This window comes from Mesorhizobium sp. YC-39 (genome assembly GCF_025753795.1).
In the GTDB taxonomy this organism is placed as follows: Bacteria; Pseudomonadota; Alphaproteobacteria; order Rhizobiales; family Rhizobiaceae; genus Mesorhizobium.
The window spans coordinates 1702314-1725767 of sequence record NZ_JAOWPS010000001.1 but is presented as its reverse complement, the minus strand read 5'-3'; the positions used below and the strand labels follow the sequence as shown (position 1 = coordinate 1725767).

Below are 23454 nucleotides of genomic sequence, written 5' to 3'. Positions count from 1 at the left end.
CGACTTGCGGTGGATCAGCCTTCAATCTGCGAGAGCCATGGTGTCGAACGCGCTGGGGTCGCCGACCCTTCACATGAAAGCCGAGATGGCCGTCGCGCTGACGGGCATCACCAAGCGTTTCGGCGCGTTTGTTGCCAATAACGCCATCGACCTTGCCGTGCGCCGGGGCGAGATCCACGCCATCATCGGCGAGAACGGCGCCGGCAAGACGACGCTGATGAACATCCTGTTCGGCCTGCTGCAACCCGATGAAGGCTCAATCCGACTGAATGGCGAGGAGACGGTGGTCACAGATCCAGCCGTCGCCATCAAGGCCGGCCTTGGCATGGTGCATCAGCATTTCAAGCTGGTTCCCTCGCTCTCGGTCGCCGACAACGTCTTTCTCGGCATGGAGATCCGCCGCCATGGGCTGATCGACCACGCCGCGCAGATCGCGCGCACGCGCGAACTGTCCAAGCGGTTCGGGCTGCAGGTCGATCCGACCGAGCGCGTCGGACTGCTCTCGGTCGGCATCGAGCAGCGCATCGAAATCCTGAAGGTGCTGGTGCGCGGCGCGCGCACCATCATTCTCGACGAGCCGACCGCGGTGCTGACGCCACAAGAGAGCCGCGAACTGTTCCAGACGCTGCGCAGCTTCGTGGCGGAAGGCATGACGGTGATCTTCATTTCGCACCATCTGGAAGAGGTGATGGAGGTCTCTGATACCGTGACGGTGCTGCGCAATGGCAAGAAGGTGGCGACGCGCCCGACGGCCGAGCTCAGCAAGGACGAGTTGGTGCGCATGATGGTCGGCCGCGAGGTCAGCTTCGACCGCCGGCCGCGTGCGCCGTCGCGAGGCGACGTGGTGCTCCAAGTCGAGGACTTGTGGGCGCGCGATGACCGGCGGCTGCCGGCGCTGCGCAATGTCAGCTTCACGGTCCGCTCCGGCGAGGTCGTGGGGATCGCCGGCGTGGCCGGCAATGGCCAGACGGAACTGGCGGAGGTGCTTTCGGGACTCAGGCCGGCAAGCCATGGCGCGGCCCGGCTGAAGGGCCAGAACCTTGCCGCGCTTTCGCCCAGGGAAATCCGCGAAGCCGGTCTTGCCCATGTTCCAGGCGACCGGATGGTGCGCGGTGTCGACCGCAACGCATCGATTGCGGCAAACATGCTGATGGGCCGGCAGCACCGTGCACCATGGAGCAGCAGCGGCGTGCTCAACTGGACCGCCATCAGCGAGAATGCCTCCAGGCTGATCAAGGATTTCGATATTCGCGCGCAGGGACCGGGCGATGCCGTGAAGCGGCTTTCAGGCGGCAACATCCAGAAGGTCGTGCTGGCACGCGAATTCACCAACGGCGCCGATTTCCTGCTGATCGATCAGCCGACGCGCGGCGTCGACATCGGCGCACAGGAGGCCATCCATGACGAGATCATGCGCCAGCGTGCCGCCGGCCGCGCCATCCTTTTGATATCGGTGCAGCTCGACGAACTTGCCGCCCTTGCCGACCGCATCCTGGTGATGTTCAACGGGCGGATCATGGGCGAGGTCGCCGGCGATGGCGCCGACGAGGATCGCATCGGCATGATGATGGCAGGCGTGGCCGCGCCCGAACGCGCTGCGGAGCCGGCATGATCAGGGATCGCTTGCGTGAGGTTTCCGGCCAGATCATCGCCATCGCCGTGGCGCTGATCCTGGGTGCGATCATCATTCTTCTCGTCGGCGAAAGCCCGGTGCGTGTCTTGATGACGCTGCTGCGCGGCGCCTTCGGCGACCAGGAGAAGATCGCCGGCACCTTGCTGCAGACGACGCCGATCCTGATCTGCGGCGTGGCGGCCTGCATCGGCCTGCGCGGCGGCATGTTCAATGTCGGCATCGAGGGCCAGCTTTTCCTCGGCGGCTTCGCTGCCGCCTGGGTTGGCTTCGCGTTTGCCCTGCCTCCCGGCATTCACATGCTGGCGGCTTTGGCGCTTGCGGTCGTGGCGGGTGCTGCCTGGGTCGCGATCCCCGCCTATTTCCGCGCCCGCTACAACACCAATGAGGTCGTCTCGACGATCCTGTCGAACTACGTCGCGGTGCTGCTCACCTCCTATTTCACCATCTTCCTATTCAAGCGGCCAGGTGGCTGGTCGGAGACGCCGCCGATCCTGGCGACCGCCTATCTGCCGGAACTCTTCAGCTTTTCGCGGCTGAACTGGGGGCTGGTCATCGGTCTGGTGCTGGCGCTCGGCGCGGCCCTGATCTTCCGCTACACCAGTTGGGGCTACGGCGTGACGATGGTCGGCTCGGCGCCGAAATTCGCCGAATATGGCGGCGTCAACGTGAAACGACAGGGTTTTGTCGTCCTGCTCCTTTCGGGCGCCGTTGGCGGCCTGGCCGGCGGCATCGAAACGCTCGGCGTCCATCACCGGTTCATGGAGGGCTTCGCTCCCGGTTTCGGTTTCGATGGATTGATCGCCGCGCTGCTCGCCAACGGCTCGCCGGTCGCCACCATCTTCACCGCGCTGTTCTTCGGCGCGCTACGCAGCGGATCGCTGTTGCTCGAGGTCGATACCAGCGCGTCGCGCGAGATCATCACCGTGATCCAGGCGCTGATCATCCTCAGCGTGTCGGCGCAGGTTCTGGTCAAGCGCCGCGGCGACAGCCAGGCCGGGGAGCGGCGATGGAAATTCTAGACAAGCTCGTCAATGTCGCGCTGATCGCGGCGACGCTGCGGACCACCGCGCCCATTCTTCTGGTCGCGCTCGGCGGCTCGTTCACCACCAAGGCAGGCATCTTCAACATCGGGCTCGAAGGCCAGATGCTTGCCGGCGCCTTCTTCGCCGTCATCGGCTCGATCTGGACGGGTTCGGCATTCGCCGGCGTGGCCTGCGGCGTCGCGGCCGCGCTCGCCTTCGCCCTGGTCTTCGCCGTCCTGGTGGTGAGTTTCCGGGCCAATGAAGTGGTGGTCGGGCTGGCGCTCAACATCCTTGCCGGCGGCATGACGATCTCGCTGATGAAGGCGATCTTCGGCACGCGCGGCTCAATCGTCGGCCACGGTATCGTCGGCCTGCCGAAAGTCCAGCTGCCCGGCGCCCGCGCCGTTCTCGGCTCATGGGCGCCACTGATCTCCGGCTTCACGCCGATCGTCTATGTCGCCTTCATCGCGGTGCCGCTGCTGGTGCTGTTCTACAACCGCACCCGTCTCGGGCTCTATATCCGCGTCGTCGGCGAAAAACCCGAAGCCGCCGAGGCGCTCGGCATCTCGATCACGCGTGTCCGTTATACCGCCTCGCTGCTGTGCGGATTGCTGGCGGGCCTTGCCGGCGCGCATCTGTCGCTTGGCTATATCACCATGTTCACCGAAAATATGTCTTCGGGCCGCGGTTTCATGGCGGTCGCCATCCTGATCTTCTCCAATGGCGATCCGCTGAAGGTGCTGTGGGGTTGCCTGCTGTTCGGCTTCGCCGATGCCTTTTCGCTGCGCCTGCAGACATTCGGCTATCCGTCCTATCTGGTTCTCACCGTGCCCTATGTCGTGGCGCTCACGGCGCTGTTCGCGCTGTCCTACCGCGCGCGACCAAAAATCATCACCGAGACGCTGGCTTCGATGCAGAGATTGCTGTCGACCGACAAGAATATCGAGCCAGGCGGCAAACATCCCTCATGAAGGAACTCTCCATGGAACGCATAATCCTCGACGTGGATTCTGCCGGCGACGACATTCTCGCCGTGCTGTTTGCCGCGGCGAATCCAAACCTGCGGCTAGAGGGCGTGACCACCGTGACCGGCGCCGCCGGCCCGATCGAGCAGGTCACCAATGTCGTCCTCAACACGCTGACGCTTGCAGGGCGTGATGACATCCCGGTTCACGCCGGCGCGTGGCGGCCGATCGTCGGCAACGCCAAGGCCGACATGGAGGCGCCGGTCCATTTCGAAAAACGCCTCATCGCCCGTTTCGGCGACCGGCTGAAGAAGTTCAATCCGCCGGCGCCAGCCCCGTCCCGTCAGGCAACGACGGGGCATGCCGTAGACTTCATCATCGACACGGTGATGGCCAATCCCGGCGAGATCACGCTGGTGACGACAGGCCCGCTGACCAATGCGGCGATGGCGCTGCTGCAGGAGCCCCGGCTTACGGGCGCGCTCAAGCGCCTGCTGGTGCTCGGCGGCAATTTCCAGACGCCCGGCAACATGACACCACTGTCCGAGTACAACATCTGGGCCGACCCCGAGGCCTCGCGCATCGTGCTGAACGCCGACGTCGACAAGATCCTTGTCCCGCTCGACATCTGCGAGGACAACCGCGTCGCCGCCTCCATGCTGACGCGCGACGACATCGCCGACATGCAGGCGCTTGCCAGGGACAATCCCGTTTTCAACATGATCGCAGACAGCTTCCCGATCTACATCGACATCTGGCGCGAGTTCTTCGACCTGGTCGGCTTCCCGATGGACGACGTGATCACGGTGGCGCTGGCCTTCGATCCCGGCCTTGCCACCATGACCGAGCCTCTGTTCGTCGATGTCGTGCTGGACGGGCGTATCGCGCGCGGGCAGACCGTTGCCCATCGCGGCCGGCAATTGCTGCCCGGTGGCGGGCCGACGACCACGCGCATCTGCACCGATCTCGACGGCCGGCGCTTCCTCAACATGTTCAAGCAGACTGTCGCGCGGTACGAGCGAGCAGCGTGAAGGACGGTACCATGACCATTGCAACTCCCATCCTGTTCGATTGCGACCCCGGCCATGACGATGCCATTGCGCTGGTCATGGCGCACCGCTCGCCGGCCATCAAACTGCTCGGCGTCACCACCACCTGCGGCAACGCCGAGGTCGAGAAGACGACGGCCAATACGCTGCGCATCCTCGAATTCATCGGCGCCGGCGACGTGCCGGTGGCGCAGGGCTGTCATCGTCCGTTGGCCAGGCCGCTGGTGCTCGGCACCGCCGACGGACCGAGCGGGCTCGAAGGCTCGCCCTATCTGCCGCAGGCCACCATCAAGCCGGTCAAGCAACATGCGGTCGATTTCCTCGCCGATGCGCTGCGCGCTTCGCCCGAGCCGATCCTGGTGGTCGCCACCGGACCGCTGAGCAATATCGGCCTTTTGATCCTCAAGCATCGCGACGTGCTGCCCAAGATCAAGGAACTGATCTGGATGGGCGGCGTGTTCTACCGCAAGAGCGAGATCATCACGCCGACCGAGTTCAATGCCTTCTGCGATCCGGAGGCGCTGAAGATCGTGCTGGACAGCGGCGTGCCGCTGCTGATGGTCGGCCTCGATGTCACCATGCAGGTGCTGATCGAGGCGCCGCAATATGCCGAACTCGCGACCATCGACACGCCGCTTGGCCGGCTCGTCAACGATTGGCTGCTGTTCTACGAGAAGCTGCATCGCAACTCGATGGGCGTCGGCGGGGCGATGCACGATCCGCTGGTGCTGGCGCTGGCGATCGATCCGACGCTGGTGCGCACACGTCCCGCCCATATCGGCGTCGACCTGTCCGGCAGCTACGCATTCGGCGCGACGGTCGCCGATTTCTGGGGCGAGCGCGGCCAGAAGGACAATGCCCGTATCGCGCATGAGGTCGATGCGGGCCGTTTCTTCAAACTGATGTTCGACCTGCTGCGGGATTAAGCCGAAGCGACACGGCACCTCCTGATCATTACGTGGATCGCTAAACGGCGCGACTGAAGGGCGGTGTGCGGCAGGCTGTGCAAGAACTCGGCTCGCAGCAGCCGAACACGGTCGCCGCGAAGCGGGGCTGAGGCTCAGCTCGGCCTGATCGCCGCAATGCTGAAGGCGTTCACGGCATGGAGTATGTTGAAGGCGAGGATTGAGAGTGCCGCTTCGGCTTTCACCGCCCTAAGCTCTCTTCCACCGCCCGTCCACTGAAAGCGTCGCCGGCGACCTGTTGCGCATCAGTCGCGCGATACAGACAGCCCCGCGAGAAGCGGAGCGTACGCGGCGAGCCTGCGGGATACGAACTCCGTGAAGAGCCGCACGCGCTTCGTCTTGCGTGTCTCGCCCTGTGTGAGAAGCCAGACCGTTCCGTACATGTGCAGGTCGGTGCCCGGCACCCTCACCAGCAGGGGGTCGGCATCTCCGACGAAGCACGGCAGCGTCGTGATCCCGAGCCCTTGCCGTACAGCAACGATCTCCGCTGCGGCGTCCGTGGTCCTGAACGGAACCCCCGTGGTGCGAACCTCACCCTCGCTGGCCCACTCTGGAATGCCATGCATGCCTATGACGATCCACCGGATGGGATCAGGCGCGCCCGCACGCCATGCGGCTAGTCGATCGCGGGATATGTAGACGCCGCCGAACAGCTCCGGTCCCTTCAGGCCGTGAAGATTGAGCGGCAGGGTTTTGCGGTCGTAGACGACGCGGATCGCGACGTCGGCCTCGCGCTTGGTCAGATTTGCCAGCTCGCCGGACGACAGGATTTCCATCTCGATGTCCGGATGCAGACGCGCGAAATCGGCGAAGTCCGGGATGAGCAGGTGTGTCGCGAGGATCGGTGTCAACGTCACCCGCAGAAGCCCGCGCACGCTCTGGTCGCGCCCGAAGACGCGCGTCTCCAACTGGTGCGACAACGCTTCCATCTGGTTCGCGAGCTCGAGGACCTCCTCGCCCGCAGCCGTCAGGCGGTAGCCCGAAGGCAGCTTTTCGAACATCTGCGCCCCGAGGCGTTCCTCGAGCTGAGCGATGCGTCGCAGCGCGGTCGAGTGATTCACCCCAAGGCGCTCGGCGCCAGCTCGCAGTGAGCCTCCGCGCGCGACGGCAAGAAAGTAGCGAACGTCATCCCAGTCAATCATGGTGCAATCCGGCACCGAGCGGTGCGCCTGCAAAGCCCGTATCTAACGCATCGTATAGCAGTACGGCCGGTCATTATAGCCTGCGTCAACGAGCGCGGCCCAGTTCCGAACGGCGGATACCGATCGTCGCGGCTGGCGTCAGTCGTCCAACCGGATCGATTTTGCACCACCGATGTGCGCGCTTCCGCACTCAACAACTGACGCCGGCGGACCCATTTCGAGGTTCTCGGAGGCAGATGCTGTCTCGACACCACGAAAAGGAGAAGTCATGGGAAAGCTTGACGGTAAGGTTGCAGTTATCACGGGTGGATCGAGCGGCATGGCGCTGGCGAGCGCCAAGCGGTTCGTTGAAGAAGGCGCCTATGTTTTCATCACGGGCCGGAGGCAAGAGGCGCTGGACGGGGCCGTCAAGCTGATCGGCCGGAACGTGACCGGCGTGCGCGGCGACGCGTCCAATCTCGACGACCTCGACCGCCTGTTCGATACAGTCAAGCGGGAAAAGGGCAAGATCGACGTCCTGTACGCGAGCGCCGGCACGGGCGAAGCCGTCCCGCTGGGCGAGATTACCGAGCAGCATTTCGATGCGACCTTCGGCCTGAATACGCGTGGCACGCTGTTTACGGTTCAGAAGGCGTTGCCGCTGTTCAACGATGGCGGATCGATCTTCATGACCGGGTCAGTTGCTTCGATCAAAGGTTTTCCTGGTTACAGCGTGTATGCGGCGAGCAAGGCGGCGCTGCACGCATTCGCACGCGGGTGGCTCAACGAACTCAAGGGCAGGAATATCCGGGTGAACGTGTTGCACCCGGGGCCGATCGCCACACCGATGCAGGACCAAGTTCTCACCGAGGAGGCGAAGCAGATGTTCGAATCCCTGATCCCGCGGGGAAAGATGGGGCGTCCTGATGAAGTTGCGGCGGCCGCGCTGTTTCTTGCTTCAGACGATTCGAGCTTCGTGAATGGGGTGGAGTTGTCTGTCGACGGCGGCTTCTCGGCCATCTGAAATCGCGCCGGATCGCCGGAGGTGGCTGACCGTCCGGCCGCGAGGAAGTCGTTCACGGCAGGACGTCTACGCGTCAATTCAGGAATTCGAACCGATGACGCGCATCGCTTGGGGTGGCGGTCCGAGGATCTCGCGAAGGTCGCCACGCAGCGAAACGGATAACCCCGCGCCGTTGAGGGCCGGGAATCAATATCTACACGGATTGGAGAAGTATTATGAGCTATGCGATTGTAGGATTCGGTAAGATAGGCCAGGCCCTCGCCCACGCCTTCGCCCGTAAAAACATCGACGTGACCGTCGCGAGCCGCCGGCCGCCCGAGGCGTTGGCGCCGCAGGCTCGGGCGATTGGACCCACGGTCGTCGCCAAGTCGCTGCGGGAAGCACTCGAGGCCGACACAATCATCTTGGCGGTCCCTTTCGGCGAGCATCGCGAGGTTGCGAAAGCCCTGCCGAGTTGGAAAGGCAAGACGGTCATCGATGCGATGAACGCGTTTCCTGTCCCTGAGGAGCTGGACGGCCTCCCCTCCTCCGCCTTCGTCGCGACGTCGTTCACCGGCGCCAAATTCGTAAAAGGTTTCAATCACCTGATTGCGGCCACCCTGGCTGCCGATCCGGTCGTCAAGGGCGGCCACCGGGTCGTCTTTCTGTCGAGCGACGACGAGGACGCGACCGCTCCCGTAGCGGCTTTGGCCAAACAACTCGGGTTCGCACCCATCAAGCTGGGAAAGCTCAACGAGGGTGGCGCGCTGGTGCACGCACGCGGCCACACTTGGGGCCAGCTCATCTTCCAGGATTTGTTCAAGAAGGAGCAGTAACGGATTTACTGTCCACTGTCAGAGGTGCTGCTTGCTCGGGCCCGTCCATGAGAGTCAACGCGGGCTAAGTCATAATCCGAGGTCCGGAAGCGGCGGGGGCTTCGACGTCCCCTTCCCACCGCCAAGCGAATTTCAGAAGGTCGGCTTACCAGACAGCGGCCGCGGCGACGCCATCTCCTGATCAGGTTTTTACACGGTCTGCGCACACCTGCCGACGGCGTGCTATTCGGACGCCGTCGGCGGCTTCCTGTGCCTCACCCCAGTGCCCCTGTTCCTTCGGATCAGGAAGGCGTGGATGGATCTTGGGGGATCTTCCACGCTGCGAAACCAATTCTATGCGTGCCGGTAGGCCCGCAAATCGGTGCCATCACCCATTTTTGGGCGGCCGGTTCCCCAGTTTTCGCGAGCTCTAACTCTTTGTTTTGACGCAATTCCGGACAGAAAACCGTTTCACACTTTTCCTGGAATTGCTCTAGATCCTTGTTTTTTCGCCTGATCTTGTCCGAAAAGTCTGCAACTTTTTGCTTCGCCGACCTTCGGTTCGGGGTCATGCTCTAGCTTTCGCGGGCTTGCAATGCGTCTGCCGGCGGCAAAAGCCAGGGCTCGCCGCGAAGGCGCAGTAGAATTTCCATCCGGTTTGTTGCGCTGAATTTGCCGAGCACGGCGGAAACCTGGTGCTCGATTGTCCGCGGTGAGCGCGACAGGCGTCGTGCCGCCTCCTTGTTGCCTAAACCTTGAGCAATCATCGTGAGCACCTGTTGTTCTTGCCTCGTCAGACCTAGCGGATGCTGCCTGGCCACGGTGTACGGCCCCCGGCGCTGCTTCGGGAGTTGACCGGCGGCTCCGATGCGTTGCGCCAGCTTTCGCGCCAGCACTGCGGCGGGGCGCGCTTCGAGGCCCTCCAATGTCGTCACGGCGCGACCCAGTGCCTCGCCGGCATCGCTTCCGCGGACCTGCATGAGAGCGAGCGCCGACTCATAGGGAAGACCCAGACGGGACCATTCGGCCGAGGCCGCCATCGGATCGCCGCGAAGTTCCAATGCTCGCGGCAAGGGAATGCCGGCGACCGGCACCGGCAGCAATCCCGCCATTCCGCAGCGCTGCCACCAGACTGCCAGTTCGCCGACATCCCAGGGGCGGAAATTGTCTAGGTCCATTTCGGCGAGGGCCGTCAGCTGCTTGCGGCCGGCGCCGGGCTCCTCGGCAAGCCAAGCGGCCTCGGCCAGCGCCAAGCGAACCGGTATGACGCGTTGAGCCTCGCCGGTCGACAGACCCTCCTGGAGTGCCTGCTCCAGCAGGGCCGCGCCACCGGCCTCACCCAGCCGGATCCGCGCCCTGCCGAGTTCCGTAAGAGCCGGCAGGTGCATCACCATCGGCAGGCGCTCGAGATTCATGACGCCCTGGGCAATCGTCTCGGCCTCGCGAAAGCGACCCTGCTCAGTCCGAAGCTGTGCTTGCCGGCCGAGCAGGTATTGCGCCGCCGAATCGAGGTCGTGCCTGGCGCAATACGCAATCCCTTCCGCGAGCAGCCGTTCGGCCAGGACGAAATCCTTGGACACCACCGCGCCTTCGGCGAAGTTCGTATAGGCTCGCGACGCATGGTCGTGAAACCCATGTTCGAGTGCCAGCGCGAGGCTCTCCTCCAGCCGTTCGCGACCGCCTGGGCGATCAGCGAACAGGAGAGAGGTGCCGACATTGTTCAAAGCGTGGACGCGTGTTTCGACTTCGCCAAATTGATCGGCCAGCGCGATCGCGCGCGAGCCCCAATCGATTGCCTCATCAAAGCGATAATGCAGCATGTGAAGCTGCGAGCGCGTGCTGTAGGCCATCGCCAGTTCCGGTCCAGGCGGCAGAGTCTCCACTTCGCGGACCGCCTGGTCGGCGTGGTCTTCAGCCTCCTGACCCTCTCCACGGCGCCAGTGGAGGCGCGACAACCAGCGCAGATTGGCACCGACCTTGTCGATGCGTCCAAGCTGCCGCCAGATCGCAATGGCGCGATGCCGCGCTTCGATGATTTCGTCATAGACGAACTGTGACAGGCCCGCCTCGTAGGCCCAGTCTTCATAAAGCTGGGCTGCCTGCGCCGATGGCGCCTCTGAAACGTATCTGAGCGCGGTCGCCAGATGTGAAGCCGCCTCGCGATGCGCGCCCAGACGCGCGGCCTGCCGGGCGGCCTGCGGCGCAAGCTCCAGTACGCGTTCGCCATTGTCGGCGCCCCCGGCATGGTGCACCCGTCGCGAAAGCAGGGCGCTTGCCTGCGCAGCCGGAAGCTCGGAGAGTGCTGCTTCGACTTTCGCATGAAGCGACCGTTGGAGAGACGGAGCGAGGCGGTCGAGCGTGGCTTCCCTGGCAAGCTCATGGCGAAACGTCAGCGCACCCTGACCGTCCCGCCGCAGCAATCCACGCCCCACGCACCGGTCCACGAGAGCTTCGGTCTCGTCCCCGAGAAGCGACCGGATCAGCCAAGGTTCAACGCTGCCCGGCATGATGCTCATGACCTCCAGCACCTCGCGCTCTCCAGGGGTCAGGCGTGACAGGCGCGACCAGACCGCGTCGCGTATGGAATCGGGCACGCGCCCCAGGTCGGCCTCACTGCTGGACAGAAGCTCGGTGACGAAAAAGGGATTACCCTCGGTAATGCGATAAAGCTGGTCGGCGGAGCGGCCGGCCTGCTCGGCCAGCACAGTCACTGCCTGGGAAGACAGCGGTTCCAGCGTCAGGCGGCGCACCGAGGCGGACGGAAGGTCGCCGAGCACGTGGGTCAGAGGATGATCGGCACTTATCTCGTCTCTGCGCATGCTGAGCACCAGCATCGTGCGAAGCAGGGAGACGCGGCGACCGAGGTATCTTACCAGGTCAAGTGTCGCATTATCAGCCCAATGCATATCCTCGAAGATAAGCACCGTCGTGCCCTTGGTGTGCTGAAGCGCATTCAACAGCGCCGGGAAAAGCCGCTCCGGCGCCGCTGTCTCCTCGAGCAGCGCCGCCACACGAGGGTCCAGCAGATGCGCCATGTCCTGAAGAGGACCGAGCGGGCGTGGCGTGAAGAGCGCCTCGCACCAGCCCCACAGCACCCGGCAATTCCCATCGGTCTCCTCCGCGAATTCGCGCAGGAGGGACGTCTTGCCGACGCCCGCTTCGCCGTCCACCAGCACGGTTCCGCCGTGTCCGGCCGCGGCTCTCTCGGCCCGGGCCAACAATATTCCAAGCGGCCCCTCTCGCTCAAGCAGCATAAGAGCTCACACCTCCACAACCTTTGAAGGTACAGCACTAAGCCTTGAGTGCAACAACGTCATTTCACCTGGGTGATCGGACTGGCGATCGCATCATGCATATCACTGGCCGCCAGCCGCACTCGGACGCTGGTACCGGCGTCGAGGAATATCCCGCCAGTTTCAGGCTCAGCTGGCCGTGCTCTACCAGACGCCCTCGTGCAATTTCGCGGCCTCCTCGACCAGCATCGGCCCGATGACCTCGACGGTGCGCTGACCGGCTTCGAAGACCACGCGGCAGGGCAGGTCGAGGGTCGGGTTTTCCGGATGATTGCCGGTGATCGCCTTCAGCTCACTTTCGCCGAGTCCATAGACGACCCGGCCAATGCCTGCCCAATAGGCAGCGCCCGCGCACATCGCACAAGGTTCGGCTGACGTGTACATGGTGCATTGGCGCAGGAAAGCAGGCTCGTAGCCTTGCGAAGCCCGGGTCATCAGCACGCGCTCGGCATGACCGGTCATGTCGCGGGTCGGATTGAAGGCGTTCTCCTGTTCCATCAGCACGGCACCGTCCGGCCCGACCAGGATCGCGCCGAAGGGATGATTGCCGGTTTCCTGAGCTCGGATTGCGACCTTGAAGGCCTGGCGCAGGTGATGTTCGTGGTCGATGGGCATGGCCTTGGTCATCGATTGGTCTCCCTGTTCGCAGCGTATAGACTGCGTGGTCGGGCGACCAGTGACAAGATTCACGATGGCGCCGTGCCGTTCAGGATGTCCACCCCCGTTGCCAGCCGCCAGTGGCGGCTGCCAGGGCCGCAAGGCGGGATCAGTGTCCCCCCTCTCCCTCGATCCGACGGTCAACATGGAGAAGCGCTGCGCAAGGCGGCCTTGCTAATGGCGTTCGCCGGAACTTGGCCTGGCCTTCGCCGCTTCGATCTGTGATGCGGCGAATTGGCGGGCATGCAAGGCGATCGCGCCGCCGTCGGTCCACAGATCCCGCCAGATCGCCAAATCGTGCGACAGCCCAGGCGCCACCACCGCCGATGAGAAGGATTCGAACGTTATCGGCCCGTGGTAGCGAATGTCGTCGAGCGCATGGAAGAAGCCGGTGAAGTCGATATGGCCGGAGCCGAGCAGACCGCGATGGTTCTCGCCGATATGAACATAGCCGAGCCGGTCGCCAACCAAATGCAACGGGCGCACCAAGTCGTCCTCCTCGATGTTCATGTGATAGGTGTCGAGGTGGATCATGATGTTGTCGGCGCCGATGTCGTCGGTTCGAGGGCCTGTCTTGCCGTATTGACAACGTTTGTCTCGTAGCGATTGCAGACCTCCAGGCCAAGCACGACGTCGACTGCCGAGGCAGCCCTGGCAAGGTCGCGGAGGACGGATACAGCATTGGCGCGACCGCGGGCGCTTACCGGATAGCCGTATTTGCCGAGGGCGCTGTAGAGCGCGCCGGTGAGCACGCGGCCACCGAGACCCGCCGTCGCATCGAGCGATGCCTTGAGCAATTGCGCGCCGCGTTCCACCACCGCGGTGTTCTCGTTGGACACGTCCGCATCAAAGGCGAGCCCGCGCGAGCAGGCGACTTGGAGCCCGGCATTGTGCAGCAAGGTTTTGGCATGAGCGACGTCCAGCCGATCAAGATCGTGTAGCGACAGTTCGAGAAGGTCGAAACCCGACTCCGAGGTGCGGGCAACGGCGCGTTCGATCGACTGACGCGACGTGTCGCCAACCCACACCAGAGCATGAACACCCAGTGGATTTGAGGTAGTTCTCTTGGTCACAAAGGTGCTCCGTTGGTTGCAGAATTCCAGGCCCGGTGCCCGTCAGGACGCAAGTATAAACCATATGGAAAGAAATTTGACATGTGGAAAGAAATTTGATTGCAAGATGCAACAAATTTCCTTCCCGACACGCGCTCGCTGTGCGCGACCGCAGACGCCGAGCATGCCGCCGATCAGCAGGCGAAGGAGCCGCTTCAAGAACCGGAGACGCTCCTCAAGCGCTCCTTGGTGTCTTCCGAGAGCCGGAGGGGCGGGCTCGCGCCGACATGTTCAGTGCCACGGCGGCGCGAACGAGCGCCTTCAACGCCTCTTCATCGATCGTATCGCCTTCATGGAAATCGATGGCGCGCCTGGTGTTGCCTTCAAGGCTGGAGTTGAAGAGACCTGAAGGATCCTCCAGCGAGGCGCCCTTGGCAAAGGTCATCTTCACGACATTCTTGTAGGTTTCGCCGGTGCAGATGATTCCGGCATGCGACCACACCGGAACCCCTCTCCACTTCCACTCCTCGATCGCTTCGGGATCGGCCTGCTTGATGAGAAGCCGAACCCGGGCGAGCGTCTCGCCCCGCCAATCACCCAGCTCCGTGATTCTCGCATCTATCAACTGGGAGGGAGAGGCTGCTCCTTCTCCTTCATCCGACCCGCTCTTCTTCATGGCTGTTCTCGCTGTTTCATGGTTGCTGTCGCTCTTCCTCCGCTCACATCCGCTCGCCGGGCAATTGGCTGGCTTGCTTCACCCAGGCGGCGAACTGGGCTTCGTCGAGCTGGTCATGCTCATGGATGTCGAGATAGCGCACTTCCTTTTGCTTGGACTGGCCGGGAGGAACAGGCTGCAACGACGTGCCGCGGAAGAATGCCACCTTGACGTATCTCGTGAAGCAATGGATGCCGAGGAACCAGCCCTCCCCCTCGATGCCATAGAGGGGCGAGTTCCATTTGACCGCCTTGTATACATTTGGAACAGCACGCGCGATGAGCGCGTCGAGGCGGCGCCCGAGGTCGCTTTTCCAGCCCGGCATGGCCGCGATGTAGGCCTGCACGGGGGCATCTCCATAGGCCTTCGCGATCTGGGGGTTGCCGCCCGAGAGGAGGGCCGGCTTCGCAGCGGCCTGCTGAGCAGCGGTCACCTTGGCGATCTTAGCCGGCTTCTTGGATGTCTTGGCCATTGTTCACTCCAGCACGTGTTCACTCCACTACGCTGGCGCCTCGCCCGCTGCGCCATTTGGTGGCATAGGGCAGCACGAACATGTACAGGCCGGTAAACAGCAGCAAGGCGAGCGGCAGCAGCGGCGAGTAAACCACCCAGAGAGGAGGTTCTCCCCGTGCCATGGCGACGAAATTGGCGATGACGGTCACCGTAAAGGCAATCGACAGCCAGCGGTGGATCTGCCTGACCCAATTGTTCCAATTCAATTCACACCTCCTCTGAAAGACAAACCGAAGTGACCCGCCTTACGGCGACCTTCTTCGTAACCTGGCAGACTTCAATCCAACCGCGCCAAGACCTGTTCCAGGTTCGCGAAGAATTTCCGCCACCCAACCGTTGCGCCCTTGTAATAGGGTCGCTGGTCCGACCGGAAGCCCGACTGTTCCATGCGCAGATGGGTCCCCGTGCTCGTCGGAGTGAGCGTCCAGGTGACGACACTCCTGAGATCCTTGGTGTCCCATGTATAAGACAGCGTTTTGGCCGGCTCGACCGCCTGGACCTGACAGTCTACGGCGCCCCAGTCTGCGCTAACATTGAAACGGTGGCCCTCGTCCGGCTTGAAATCGTTCTTCATCATCAGCCACTCCTCAATCAGGTGTGATTGCGTGAGCGCGCGCCAGATCTTTTCCGGCGGATAAGGAATTTCACGCTCGACAACGACGGAACGCGTTTCGGCCGTTGTTTCATTCATTGGTCCATCCTTTTCAGCAAGTCTTCGAGGTGGTCGAACCGGGCTTCCCAAAACCCGGCCATCTCGCTTGTCCAGTCCATCAAGGGGGCAAGCGCGCCGGGCTGTGCGCTGTAATGGGTCTGTCGTCCTTCATGACGGTCGCGCACGAGCCCGGCCTGCCTCAGAAGGCCGAGATGCTTCGAGACGGCCGGCTGCGAGATCCCGGCCTGAGCAGTCAGGGCGCCCACGGTCTGCTCTCCTTCGCGACACAGCCGTTCGAAGATAGCGCGCCGCGTCGGATCGGCGAGCGTCCTGAAGAGCACATCGTGAGCGTTCGCCATGTGGATCGATAGTCCTCGTCTTACCAGCGCACCAGCTGGGTGATTTGAACAAGGTTGCCGCAAGTGTCGTTCAGCTGGGCGATGGTCGAGCCGGTCACCTCGGTCGGCGGCATGGTGAACTCGGCGCCGCGCGCCTTGATGCGCTCATAGTCGCCTTTGACGTCGTCGGTGAAGAACATGACCGCGGGCTGGCCCTGCTGGAATATGGCTTGCTGGTAGGCCTTGGCCGCCGGGTTATCGTTGAGCGCGAGTTGCAGCTCGGTTCCATCCGGCTCGTCGGGCGAGGTCACGGTCAGCCAGCGATACGGCCCGTTGCTGAAATCGGTCTTCTTGGCAAGGCCGAGCACCTCGGTGTAGACGCGCAGGGCTCTTTCCTGGTTGTCCACATACACGCTGGTCAATTTGAGCTTCATTTTGCACTGTCTCCGTTTGTCACGTTCGCGGGGTGCGCCGCGTCACTTCATCGATATATAACCAAATGGCTATTGATTGATGTATAACCACGGAGATATGTATTCGTCAAGCGGGAAGGTGGCGCGGGTCTTCGCCATGGGAGCCACCAGCGATGCGGGGCCGCCTCGTCGGGTTCGGCAGGCTACGCGATGGCACTTGGTTCGTGCTCGGCTACATTGACGTCGCCAATCACTGGGCCTTGGGCTTGATCAGCACATTGTCCCACCAATTGTCGACGATGTGAGGCAATTCGACCGCAGGCTCCCGGCCCAGCAAAAGCGCCAGCACGCGTGGTGGCGTGAGCGGCGTTTGCTGCACCCGGCACCCCGTCGCGCGCGCGACGGCACAGGCGACCGCGGCAGGGGGATTCATGATCGGTACTTCGCCGGCGCCTTTCGCGCCCAACGGCCCAATGGATGGTGCGCCTTCATAAAGATCGATCTCGACAGGCACGGTGTCGAGCGCCAGCGGTACACGATATGTCTCAAGGCTGTCTTGCCTGATACAACCATCCTCGCCGATCGTATGTTCCTCATGCAGTGCGTAGCCCAACCCTTGCGTGACCCCGCCCTGGATCTGTCCGTGGATGGCGCGTGGGTTGAGCGCCCGGCCGACATCCTGCACCACCTTGTAGCTCAGGACCTCGACATGACCGGTCTCGGCGTCCACGGCGACCTCGCAGTCGTGGACGTTGAAGACGGGAATATCGATGGCGTCGATGAAATGGCCTGCGGCGCAGCCGGGCATCGCCGGCACGCCGGGATTGGTGAACGAGCCACTGCCGACCACAGGGCCTGTAACCTGATGCGCGCGCTGGACGACCTTGGCGATGGTCGTTCCCGACCCCTCGATCCCGGCAATCTCGACCCGCCCGTTGCGCAATACCAGCCGGTCCGGCCGGGTCTGAAGCAATTCGCTTGCCGTAGTCAGGATCCTGTTGCGCACGTCCGCTGCAGCGGCGACGCTCGCCGCACCGACCGAGACGGTTGTCCGTCCTCCGCCAACGCCGAGATCGAAGCCGGCCGCATCCGTGTCGGCGTTGCGGACGATGACATCATCCGGGTGGATGCCGAGTTCGTGGGCGACGATCTGCGGCAATGCCTGCACCATCGTGCCCTGGCCCAACTCGACGCCGGCAGTGATGAGCGTCGCGCTGCCGTCGGCATTGAGGTTGATGGTCGCCGTCGAGGGACCGACAAAGACGAACCAGGTCCCCACCACGGTGGCGCGGCCGTACAGGCGATCGCCCGCCAGATGTTTCTTCGAGGGCGACGTTTCACGCAGACGTTCCATTCGGTCGAGCATCGGTCCGAGCACGTCGCCCTCGAAGACCTGACCTGTCGCGCCGAGGTCGCCGTCGCCCAACACGTTCCGTCGCTTGAATTCGAGCGGGTCCATGCCGATGGCGTCGCAGATTTCGTCGGTATGGCACTCCAATGCAAAGGTGTTGTAGACGCCATTGCAGGCGCGAAAGGCGCCATTGGGCGCGGTGTTGGTATAGATGGCGCGTGTCGCCAGCTTGATCGACCCGAGCTTGTAGTTGCCGCCGAGCGTGTGCGCCGTCATCGTGGTCAGGAATATCTGCTCGCCGCCATAGGCGCCGCAATCCATCAGCACAACAGCTTCACGACCGACGATCTCGCCTTCCTTGGTGACCGCCGAACGAATTTTGATGTCGGCATTCTCGCGGCAGAGGCAGGTCAGCATCTCCTCCTGCCTGGAATAGACGAGGCGCACCGGCTGCCCGGACTTGCGCGCCAGGATTGCGGCGTAAGGTTCGAGCGTGCAGTCGAATTTCTGGCCGAAGGCACCGCCCACCGGCGGCACCGTGACATGCACCTGGGAGGCTGGAACGCCGAGGAGCTTCGCGGTCATGTTGCGCACTGTCCACGGCACTTGTGTCGACGTCTCGATGTGGTAGCGCCCGTCCTCATAGGTGGCGACGACGGCCCGGGCTTCGAGCGAAACATGGTTCTGCCGGCCGACCCGAAAGCAGCTCTCGACAATGACGACGTCGTCTCGCGCGAATGCCACGTCCGTGTCTCCCCGGATCACCGTCGCCTCCCAGGCGACATTGCCGCCGCGCGCAGCGCCTTCGAACAGAACTTCGTAGCTCTTCCAATCCGGATGAACCAAGGGCGCGCCAGGCGCCAGCGCATCGGCCATGGTGAGCACGGGAGGGAGAGGTTCAAGCTCGACCTCGATCGCGCGCGCTGCCGCTTGAGCCTGCTCATAGGTGTCGGCGGCGACCGCGGCGATCTGCTCGCCATGGAAACGGATGACGCCCGAGGCGAAGAGCGGATGGTCGGCGATGCCGATACCGTGCATTCCAGGAGCGTCTTCGGCAAGGGCTATGGCGCGCACGCCCGGCATCCGCCTGGCGCGTGTGGTGTCGATCCTTATGATACGCGCCGACGCGACCTCCGAGCGAAGCACCGCCGCGTGGAGCATCCGTGGAGACATACGGTCGACAGTATAGCGCGTGCGGCCGAGCAACTTGTCGCGCGCGTCCCGGCGCGGCAGGTTCATCACGACGCTTGATGGGTCAGCGGTGGCCATCTTTTCAACTCCGCCTAGCCAATGCAGCGGCCGCGTCGACCAGACGCTCATAGCCTGTACACCGGCAGATATTGCCGACGAGCGCCGCCTTGATATCGTCTCTTTCGGCGTGCGGGCGCTCTTGGAAGAAACTCGTGAGCACCATCAGGATGCCGGGAAAGCACATGCCACATTGGACAACGTCGTGCTCTTCCATGATCTGCTGCAGAGGCGACGGCTCGCCGGCCGCCGCAAGGGACTCGACCGTGCGCACGTCCCGTCCCTCGACTGTAGCGAGCGGCACCAGGCAGGATACGACTGGCCGTCCATCGAGATGCACGGTGCAAGCGCCACAGATCCCTTCCCGGCACGCCACCTTGGCGCCGGTAAGAAAGAATTCATCGCGCAGCACATCGATGAGCGGCGTCATCGAACCGCGGGTCGAGATCCGGTCTTCGCCGTTGATCACCAGGTTTGTCGGCATGGCTGTTCGCTTTCAAATTCATCTCTGTTGCCGCGCGGCAAGAGCGGCTTGCGCCGCCCGCCGCACGAGGGTCGGCAGGACCTGCACCCGATACCATCCCGGCGCTTCGACGCTCTCACGCCCGGCGAAGACGCCCACGCCGGCCTTGGCCAGCTCATACGCCTTGGCCGGGTCCAGTGGGTGCCCCAAAAGCTGCGCCTCCAATTGCGGCCAGCGTCGCGCCGAAGCTTCGACGGAACCCACCGCTACTTTGATGTCTTCGATCAGACCGTCCGACCCAAGTGCTACAGCCATGCTGACGATCGCCACGGGGTAGTCGCCGGCCTTGCGCAGTGGCAGCCGGGAATGGCCGGTCTGCACGGGCTTGCGCGCGATCACCACGCCGGTCACCAGTGTTCCCGGTTCGAGCGTGCGGCGGATATCCAGCAGGCGGCCGAGCGGCACGCGCTCCTGGCCGCTTGGCGTGCGAAGCTCCACCGATGCGTCGAGGCACAGCAGAGCAGGCGAGAGATCGGAAGCTGGGAAGTCCGACGTGCAGAGATTGCCGCCCACGGTCGCCATCTGCCGCACGGCCGGGTTCGCGGCTCCGCCGGCGGCAGCCACCAGCCCGTCGCATCCCTCGACACCGGCCAGTGCCGCGATCAGGTCGGCATGGGTGACGCAGGCGCCAATATGGATTTCGTCGTCCGTCATTTCGACTGAACGCAACTCAGCGATCCCGCCGATGCCGACATAGGACGAGCGCAGCTCTTCACGCCGGATCGGCGCCCGCATGATCCATGTGGCGCCGGCAAGCGGTGCGCCGGCCGGCCCGCGATCGGCCAACGCCGCGACGGCGTCGGCGAGCGACGTTGCGACGTAGAGGCGCTCCCCTGTGCTGGCTGGCATGCGGCGAAGTCCTTCCTGCGGCATCTGCGGAGACCGCCGGCCCAGGGGTCGGCGATGAGCCCGCGATATCGATCAGAGGCTGCCGCCGGGCTGACCGCCGGAAAGCCGCCACGTCATCGGCAGCACGGCCGCGGCAAGCGCGAGCTTGAGCAGATCGCCGAGGACGAACGGATACAGCCCCCAGGCAAGAACCGGCTTGTCCCATCCGACGATGGTACCGAGCCAGGACAGACCGAAGGCGTAGATCACGACAGTCCCTAAAAGCATGGAAAGCGCCATTGTCGCGATCCTGCGGTCCCAGCCGCGGCTGGCGAGGAAGCCGCAAAGGGCCGCGGCGGGCAGATAGCCGAGCAGGTAGCCGCCGGTCGGGCCGACCATATAGGCAAGGCCGATGCCCTTTTCCGGCGTTCCGGCGAAAACCGGAAGTCCGAGCGCGCCTTCAGCGAGGTAAAGGGCCACCGTCGCGGCGCCGAGGCGCCATCCGAAGGCCGTTCCGATAACGAGGACGACGAAAGTCTGCATAGTCATCGGCACCGGATAGAACGGAACCTGCAGCTTGGCCGACAGCCACAGCGCCAGCGATCCGCCGACGACCAGCGCCGCATTGCGCAATGCGGTGTTGGACCCAGAGAAAGTCCTGTCGGCCAGTGTGGGGTAAAGCGTCGTGGAAGACATGTCTCGTTCCTTTCTGGTATTGGGCGGATTGCCGTCAGCGGCTGCCGACCAGCATGCGATAGCGGACCTGATCGAGGATGACGGCGAGCACGAGCAGCGACCCCAGCAGCACCATCTGCAGGTAGGAGCCGATCTGCGCGATGTTCATGCCATTCTGGAGAAGCACGATGAAGAACGCGCCGAGCACCACATTCTCGACACGGCCGATGCCGCCGCGCAGCGACACGCCGGCAATGACGCAGGCGGCGATGGATTCAAGCGCAATGGTGCCGCCGAGATTGGTCTCGCCGGATTCGACCCGCGCCGTCATCAGCACGCCGGCAAGAGAGGCAAGCAGCGCACAAAGGGCGTAGGAGAAGAACAGTACCTTCCTGGTGTTGACGCCCGACAGATTGGCCGCCTTGACGTTGCCGCCTACCGCATAGACATGGGCGCCAAAGATTGTGCGGTTCATGATCAGCCACATGACGATGATGGCGACGATGGCGAACAGCACCGGGACCGGCACGCCGAGAACCCGGCCGAAGCCGAAGAAATTGCCGAAATCAAACGGCAATCCCGATACCGGCACGCCGCCCGTCAGGAACAGGGCAATGCCCGCGCCGATCGATTGCAACCCGAGCGTCATGATGAAGGGCGACACGCCGAACTGGGCGATGCCAAGCCCGTTGAGGCAGCCGACAAGCAATGCGGCGCCGAAGCCGGCGAACGCGCCAAGAAGGATCGCCACCCAGACGAGGTCGGGCATTGCGGCGACAAGCGCGACCATGGTGAGCGCCGACACGACCGATGTCAGCGCGATCGCCGTGCCGACCGAGAGATCGAAGCCGCCGGTGATCAGCACCAGCATCTGCCCGAGCGAAACCAGGACGAGGTAGACCGACTGGCGCGCGACATTGGTCAGGTTCTGGATCGACAGGAACTGCGCCGAGACCAGAGCGAACACGACCAGCGTGGCGGCAAGAAAGAACGGCAGCACGCCGATCCTCAGGAACAGGCCGCGGATGGCCGCGAGCACAAGATTTCGTTTCGGCGCCTCGGTTTCCGTCAGGACCGGTGAGCCTTGGGAGACGGTCATGCCGGAACCCTCGTGTCAGCGAAGAAGTGTTTGAGGACATTCTCTTCCGAGATGGCGGCGCCGGCCAGTTCGGCGGCGACCCGACCCTTGGAGAAGACGACCAGGCGATGGGCCAGATGCATGACTTCCGTCAGGTCGGACGAGACGACGACGACGGCCTTGCCGGCCTCCGCGATTTCCTTGATGAGCCGGTAGAGCGCCGACCTGGTGCCCATGTCGACGCCCACGGTCGGCTCGTCGAAAATATAGATGTCGTGCTCCTTGGCGAAGCCCTTGCCGAAAAGCACCTTCTGCTGGTTGCCGCCGGACAGCTTGGATACGGAGCGGTTCAGATAAGATGGTGAAATATCGACGCGCGCGGCGATGCCGTCGGCAAGTTCGCGGCTGCGGCGCGGCGAAATGAAGCCGATCCGGTTCGAGACATCGTCGCGGCCGAGCAGCGAAAGCGCGATGTTGTCGCGCGCCGTCGCGGCCAGCTGCAGGCCTTCGGTCTTGCGGTCGGGCGGCAGGTAGAACACGCCGCCGCGCAGCAGCTCGCGCGTCACCTTGCCGGTCACGTCCCTGCCCTTCAGCATGACGCGGCCTGCTCTGATCGGCTGGAGGCCAAGCACGCTACGCCAGAGCCGCGACTTGCCGCTGCCAACGAGGCCGGCGACGCCGAGGACCTCGCCGGCACGCACGTCGACGGAAACGCCATGCACGCCGGCGCTGACGATATTGGTCAGGGACAGCACGGTTTCCCCGTCAGGGCTGCGCGCGATCTCGGGATAGATCTGGTCGATCGCGCGACCGGTCATCAGTTCGACCAGCGCGTGTTCGGAAGTCTCCTTGGCGGAGACCGTGCCGATCATCCTGCCGTCACGCAGCACGCTGATCTGGTCGGCGATCTCGGCGAATTCCTGGATGCGGTGGGAAATATAGATGATGCCGACGCCCTCGGCCCTTGCCCTGGCGATGAAGCCGAACAGTTTGCGCGTCTCCTTTTCGGTCAGCGACGCGGTCGGTTCATCGAGGATTAGAACACGCGCCTTGGCCAGGAAAGCCTTGGCGATCTCGACCATCTGCTGCTCGGCCCGCGAGAGAGCAGAGACGGGACGTCGGACGTCGATCTCGAAGTCCAGTTCGTTGAAGAGATTTTGCGCGCCCGCGATCATGGCGCGACGGTCGAGGAACAGGCCGCGCCTGGGCTCACGCCCGAGATAGACATTCTCATAGACCCGCAGTGTCGGCACCAGCGAGAATTCCTGGAACACTGTGCCGATGCCGAATTTCGCGGCATCATGGACCGATTGCAGTTCGACCTCCTGGCCGTCGATCCTGAGCGAGCCCGATGTCTGCTTGTAGACCCCGGACAGTATCGAGATCAGCGTCGACTTGCCGGCGCCGTTCTCGCCGAACAGCACATGCACTTCTCCAGGCAGAAGCCGGAAGTCGACGTTGCTGAGCGCCTTGACGCTCAGGAACGTCTTGGTAATTCCGGTCATCTCGACAAGAGGCGGCATTGGGGGCGGCATCAGCGCATCC

The 23454-nt window shown here is 63.6% G+C and carries 24 protein-coding genes; 7 read left to right on the top strand and 17 right to left on the bottom strand.

The features are described from left to right. Positions 1-37: 37 nt before the first annotated feature. The 5 genes from OHD62_RS08125 to OHD62_RS08105 are packed head-to-tail and all read left to right on the top strand — an operon-like array spanning position 38 to position 5595. Positions 38-1612, top strand: coding sequence for an ABC transporter ATP-binding protein (locus tag OHD62_RS08125; protein ID WP_263781961.1), 1575 nt, complete (start codon positions 38-40; stop codon positions 1610-1612). After that, entirely contained in the window at positions 1609-2652 is a 1044-nt protein-coding gene (locus OHD62_RS08120; protein WP_263781960.1) for an ABC transporter permease, read from the top strand. Before OHD62_RS08125 ends, OHD62_RS08120 begins: the two co-directional genes overlap by 4 nt. Then, positions 2640-3626: an ABC transporter permease gene (locus OHD62_RS08115; protein WP_263781959.1), complete on the top strand. Its 987-nt coding sequence runs from the start codon at positions 2640-2642 to the stop codon at positions 3624-3626. The genes OHD62_RS08120 and OHD62_RS08115 overlap by 13 nt, the downstream gene beginning before the upstream one ends. Before the next feature lie 11 nt (positions 3627-3637). Next, positions 3638-4651 (top strand): nucleoside hydrolase, encoded by a 1014-nt coding sequence (locus OHD62_RS08110; protein ID WP_263781958.1) that lies wholly within the window; start codon positions 3638-3640, stop codon positions 4649-4651. Between the two features lie 11 nt (positions 4652-4662). Further along, entirely contained in the window at positions 4663-5595 is a 933-nt protein-coding gene (locus OHD62_RS08105; RefSeq protein ID WP_263781957.1) for a nucleoside hydrolase, read from the top strand. Positions 5596-5879: 284 nt separating this feature from the next. Here OHD62_RS08105 and OHD62_RS08100 read toward each other — a convergent pair whose 3' ends face one another. Continuing rightward, positions 5880-6776, bottom strand: a complete 897-nt coding sequence (locus tag OHD62_RS08100; protein ID WP_263781956.1) for a LysR family transcriptional regulator — start codon at positions 6774-6776, stop codon at positions 5880-5882. 268 nt (positions 6777-7044) lie between these two features. Here OHD62_RS08100 and OHD62_RS08095 point away from each other — a divergent pair, with 268 nt between their 5' ends. Together OHD62_RS08095 and OHD62_RS08090 are read left to right on the top strand one after the other, a co-directional pair. Further along, the gene (locus OHD62_RS08095) at positions 7045-7779 is read left to right on the top strand and encodes an SDR family NAD(P)-dependent oxidoreductase (protein WP_263781955.1); all 735 of its coding nucleotides are present in this window, start codon (positions 7045-7047) and stop codon (positions 7777-7779) included. 215 nt (positions 7780-7994) lie between these two features. Further along, positions 7995-8594, top strand: coding sequence for an NADPH-dependent F420 reductase (locus OHD62_RS08090; protein WP_263781953.1), 600 nt, complete (start codon positions 7995-7997; stop codon positions 8592-8594). A gap of 554 nt (positions 8595-9148) precedes the next feature. Here the strand turns inward: OHD62_RS08090 and OHD62_RS08085 are convergent. From OHD62_RS08085 to OHD62_RS08010, 16 genes are all read right to left on the bottom strand, one after another. Further along, positions 9149-11827: an ATP-binding protein gene (locus OHD62_RS08085; protein ID WP_263781952.1), complete on the bottom strand. Its 2679-nt coding sequence runs from the start codon at positions 11825-11827 to the stop codon at positions 9149-9151. 183 nt (positions 11828-12010) lie between these two features. Further along, positions 12011-12481, bottom strand: a complete 471-nt coding sequence (locus tag OHD62_RS08080; protein ID WP_412177360.1) for a nucleoside deaminase — start codon at positions 12479-12481, stop codon at positions 12011-12013. Positions 12482-12697: 216 nt separating this feature from the next. Continuing rightward, on the bottom strand, positions 12698-13057 hold the full coding sequence (locus tag OHD62_RS08075; RefSeq protein WP_263781950.1) for a sugar phosphate isomerase/epimerase family protein: 360 nt from the start codon (positions 13055-13057) through the stop codon (positions 12698-12700). After that, positions 13054-13596: a sugar phosphate isomerase/epimerase family protein gene (locus OHD62_RS08070; RefSeq protein ID WP_263781948.1), complete on the bottom strand. Its 543-nt coding sequence runs from the start codon at positions 13594-13596 to the stop codon at positions 13054-13056. The genes OHD62_RS08075 and OHD62_RS08070 overlap by 4 nt, the downstream gene beginning before the upstream one ends. 214 nt (positions 13597-13810) lie before the next feature. Further along, positions 13811-14251: a DUF1801 domain-containing protein gene (locus OHD62_RS08065; protein ID WP_263781947.1), complete on the bottom strand. Its 441-nt coding sequence runs from the start codon at positions 14249-14251 to the stop codon at positions 13811-13813. A 43-nt stretch (positions 14252-14294) separates the two neighbouring features. Beyond that, positions 14295-14762: a DUF1801 domain-containing protein gene (locus OHD62_RS08060; protein ID WP_263781946.1), complete on the bottom strand. Its 468-nt coding sequence runs from the start codon at positions 14760-14762 to the stop codon at positions 14295-14297. 19 nt (positions 14763-14781) lie between these two features. Beyond that, positions 14782-15009, bottom strand: coding sequence for a hypothetical protein (locus tag OHD62_RS08055; RefSeq protein ID WP_263781945.1), 228 nt, complete (start codon positions 15007-15009; stop codon positions 14782-14784). A gap of 71 nt (positions 15010-15080) precedes the next feature. Further along, positions 15081-15494, bottom strand: a complete 414-nt coding sequence (locus OHD62_RS08050) for an SRPBCC family protein (RefSeq protein ID WP_263781944.1) — start codon at positions 15492-15494, stop codon at positions 15081-15083. Beyond that, on the bottom strand, positions 15491-15814 hold the full coding sequence (locus OHD62_RS08045; RefSeq protein ID WP_263781942.1) for an ArsR/SmtB family transcription factor: 324 nt from the start codon (positions 15812-15814) through the stop codon (positions 15491-15493). The genes OHD62_RS08050 and OHD62_RS08045 overlap by 4 nt, the downstream gene beginning before the upstream one ends. Before the next feature lie 20 nt (positions 15815-15834). Next, the gene (locus OHD62_RS08040) at positions 15835-16227 is read right to left on the bottom strand and encodes a VOC family protein (RefSeq protein WP_263781941.1); all 393 of its coding nucleotides are present in this window, start codon (positions 16225-16227) and stop codon (positions 15835-15837) included. A 229-nt stretch (positions 16228-16456) separates the two neighbouring features. Then, positions 16457-18826, bottom strand: a complete 2370-nt coding sequence (locus tag OHD62_RS08035) for a xanthine dehydrogenase family protein molybdopterin-binding subunit (RefSeq protein WP_263781940.1) — start codon at positions 18824-18826, stop codon at positions 16457-16459. Positions 18827-18830: 4 nt separating this feature from the next. Next, positions 18831-19289: a (2Fe-2S)-binding protein gene (locus OHD62_RS08030; RefSeq protein ID WP_263781939.1), complete on the bottom strand. Its 459-nt coding sequence runs from the start codon at positions 19287-19289 to the stop codon at positions 18831-18833. An 18-nt stretch (positions 19290-19307) separates the two neighbouring features. Next, entirely contained in the window at positions 19308-20177 is an 870-nt protein-coding gene (locus tag OHD62_RS08025) for an FAD binding domain-containing protein (protein ID WP_263781938.1), read from the bottom strand. 72 nt (positions 20178-20249) lie between these two features. Continuing rightward, positions 20250-20852: a biotin transporter BioY gene (locus OHD62_RS08020; RefSeq protein WP_263781937.1), complete on the bottom strand. Its 603-nt coding sequence runs from the start codon at positions 20850-20852 to the stop codon at positions 20250-20252. Between the two features lie 34 nt (positions 20853-20886). Further along, positions 20887-21930, bottom strand: coding sequence for an ABC transporter permease (locus OHD62_RS08015; protein WP_263781936.1), 1044 nt, complete (start codon positions 21928-21930; stop codon positions 20887-20889). Next, positions 21927-23444, bottom strand: a complete 1518-nt coding sequence (locus OHD62_RS08010; protein ID WP_263781935.1) for a sugar ABC transporter ATP-binding protein — start codon at positions 23442-23444, stop codon at positions 21927-21929. The genes OHD62_RS08015 and OHD62_RS08010 overlap by 4 nt, the downstream gene beginning before the upstream one ends. Positions 23445-23454 lie beyond the last annotated feature (10 nt).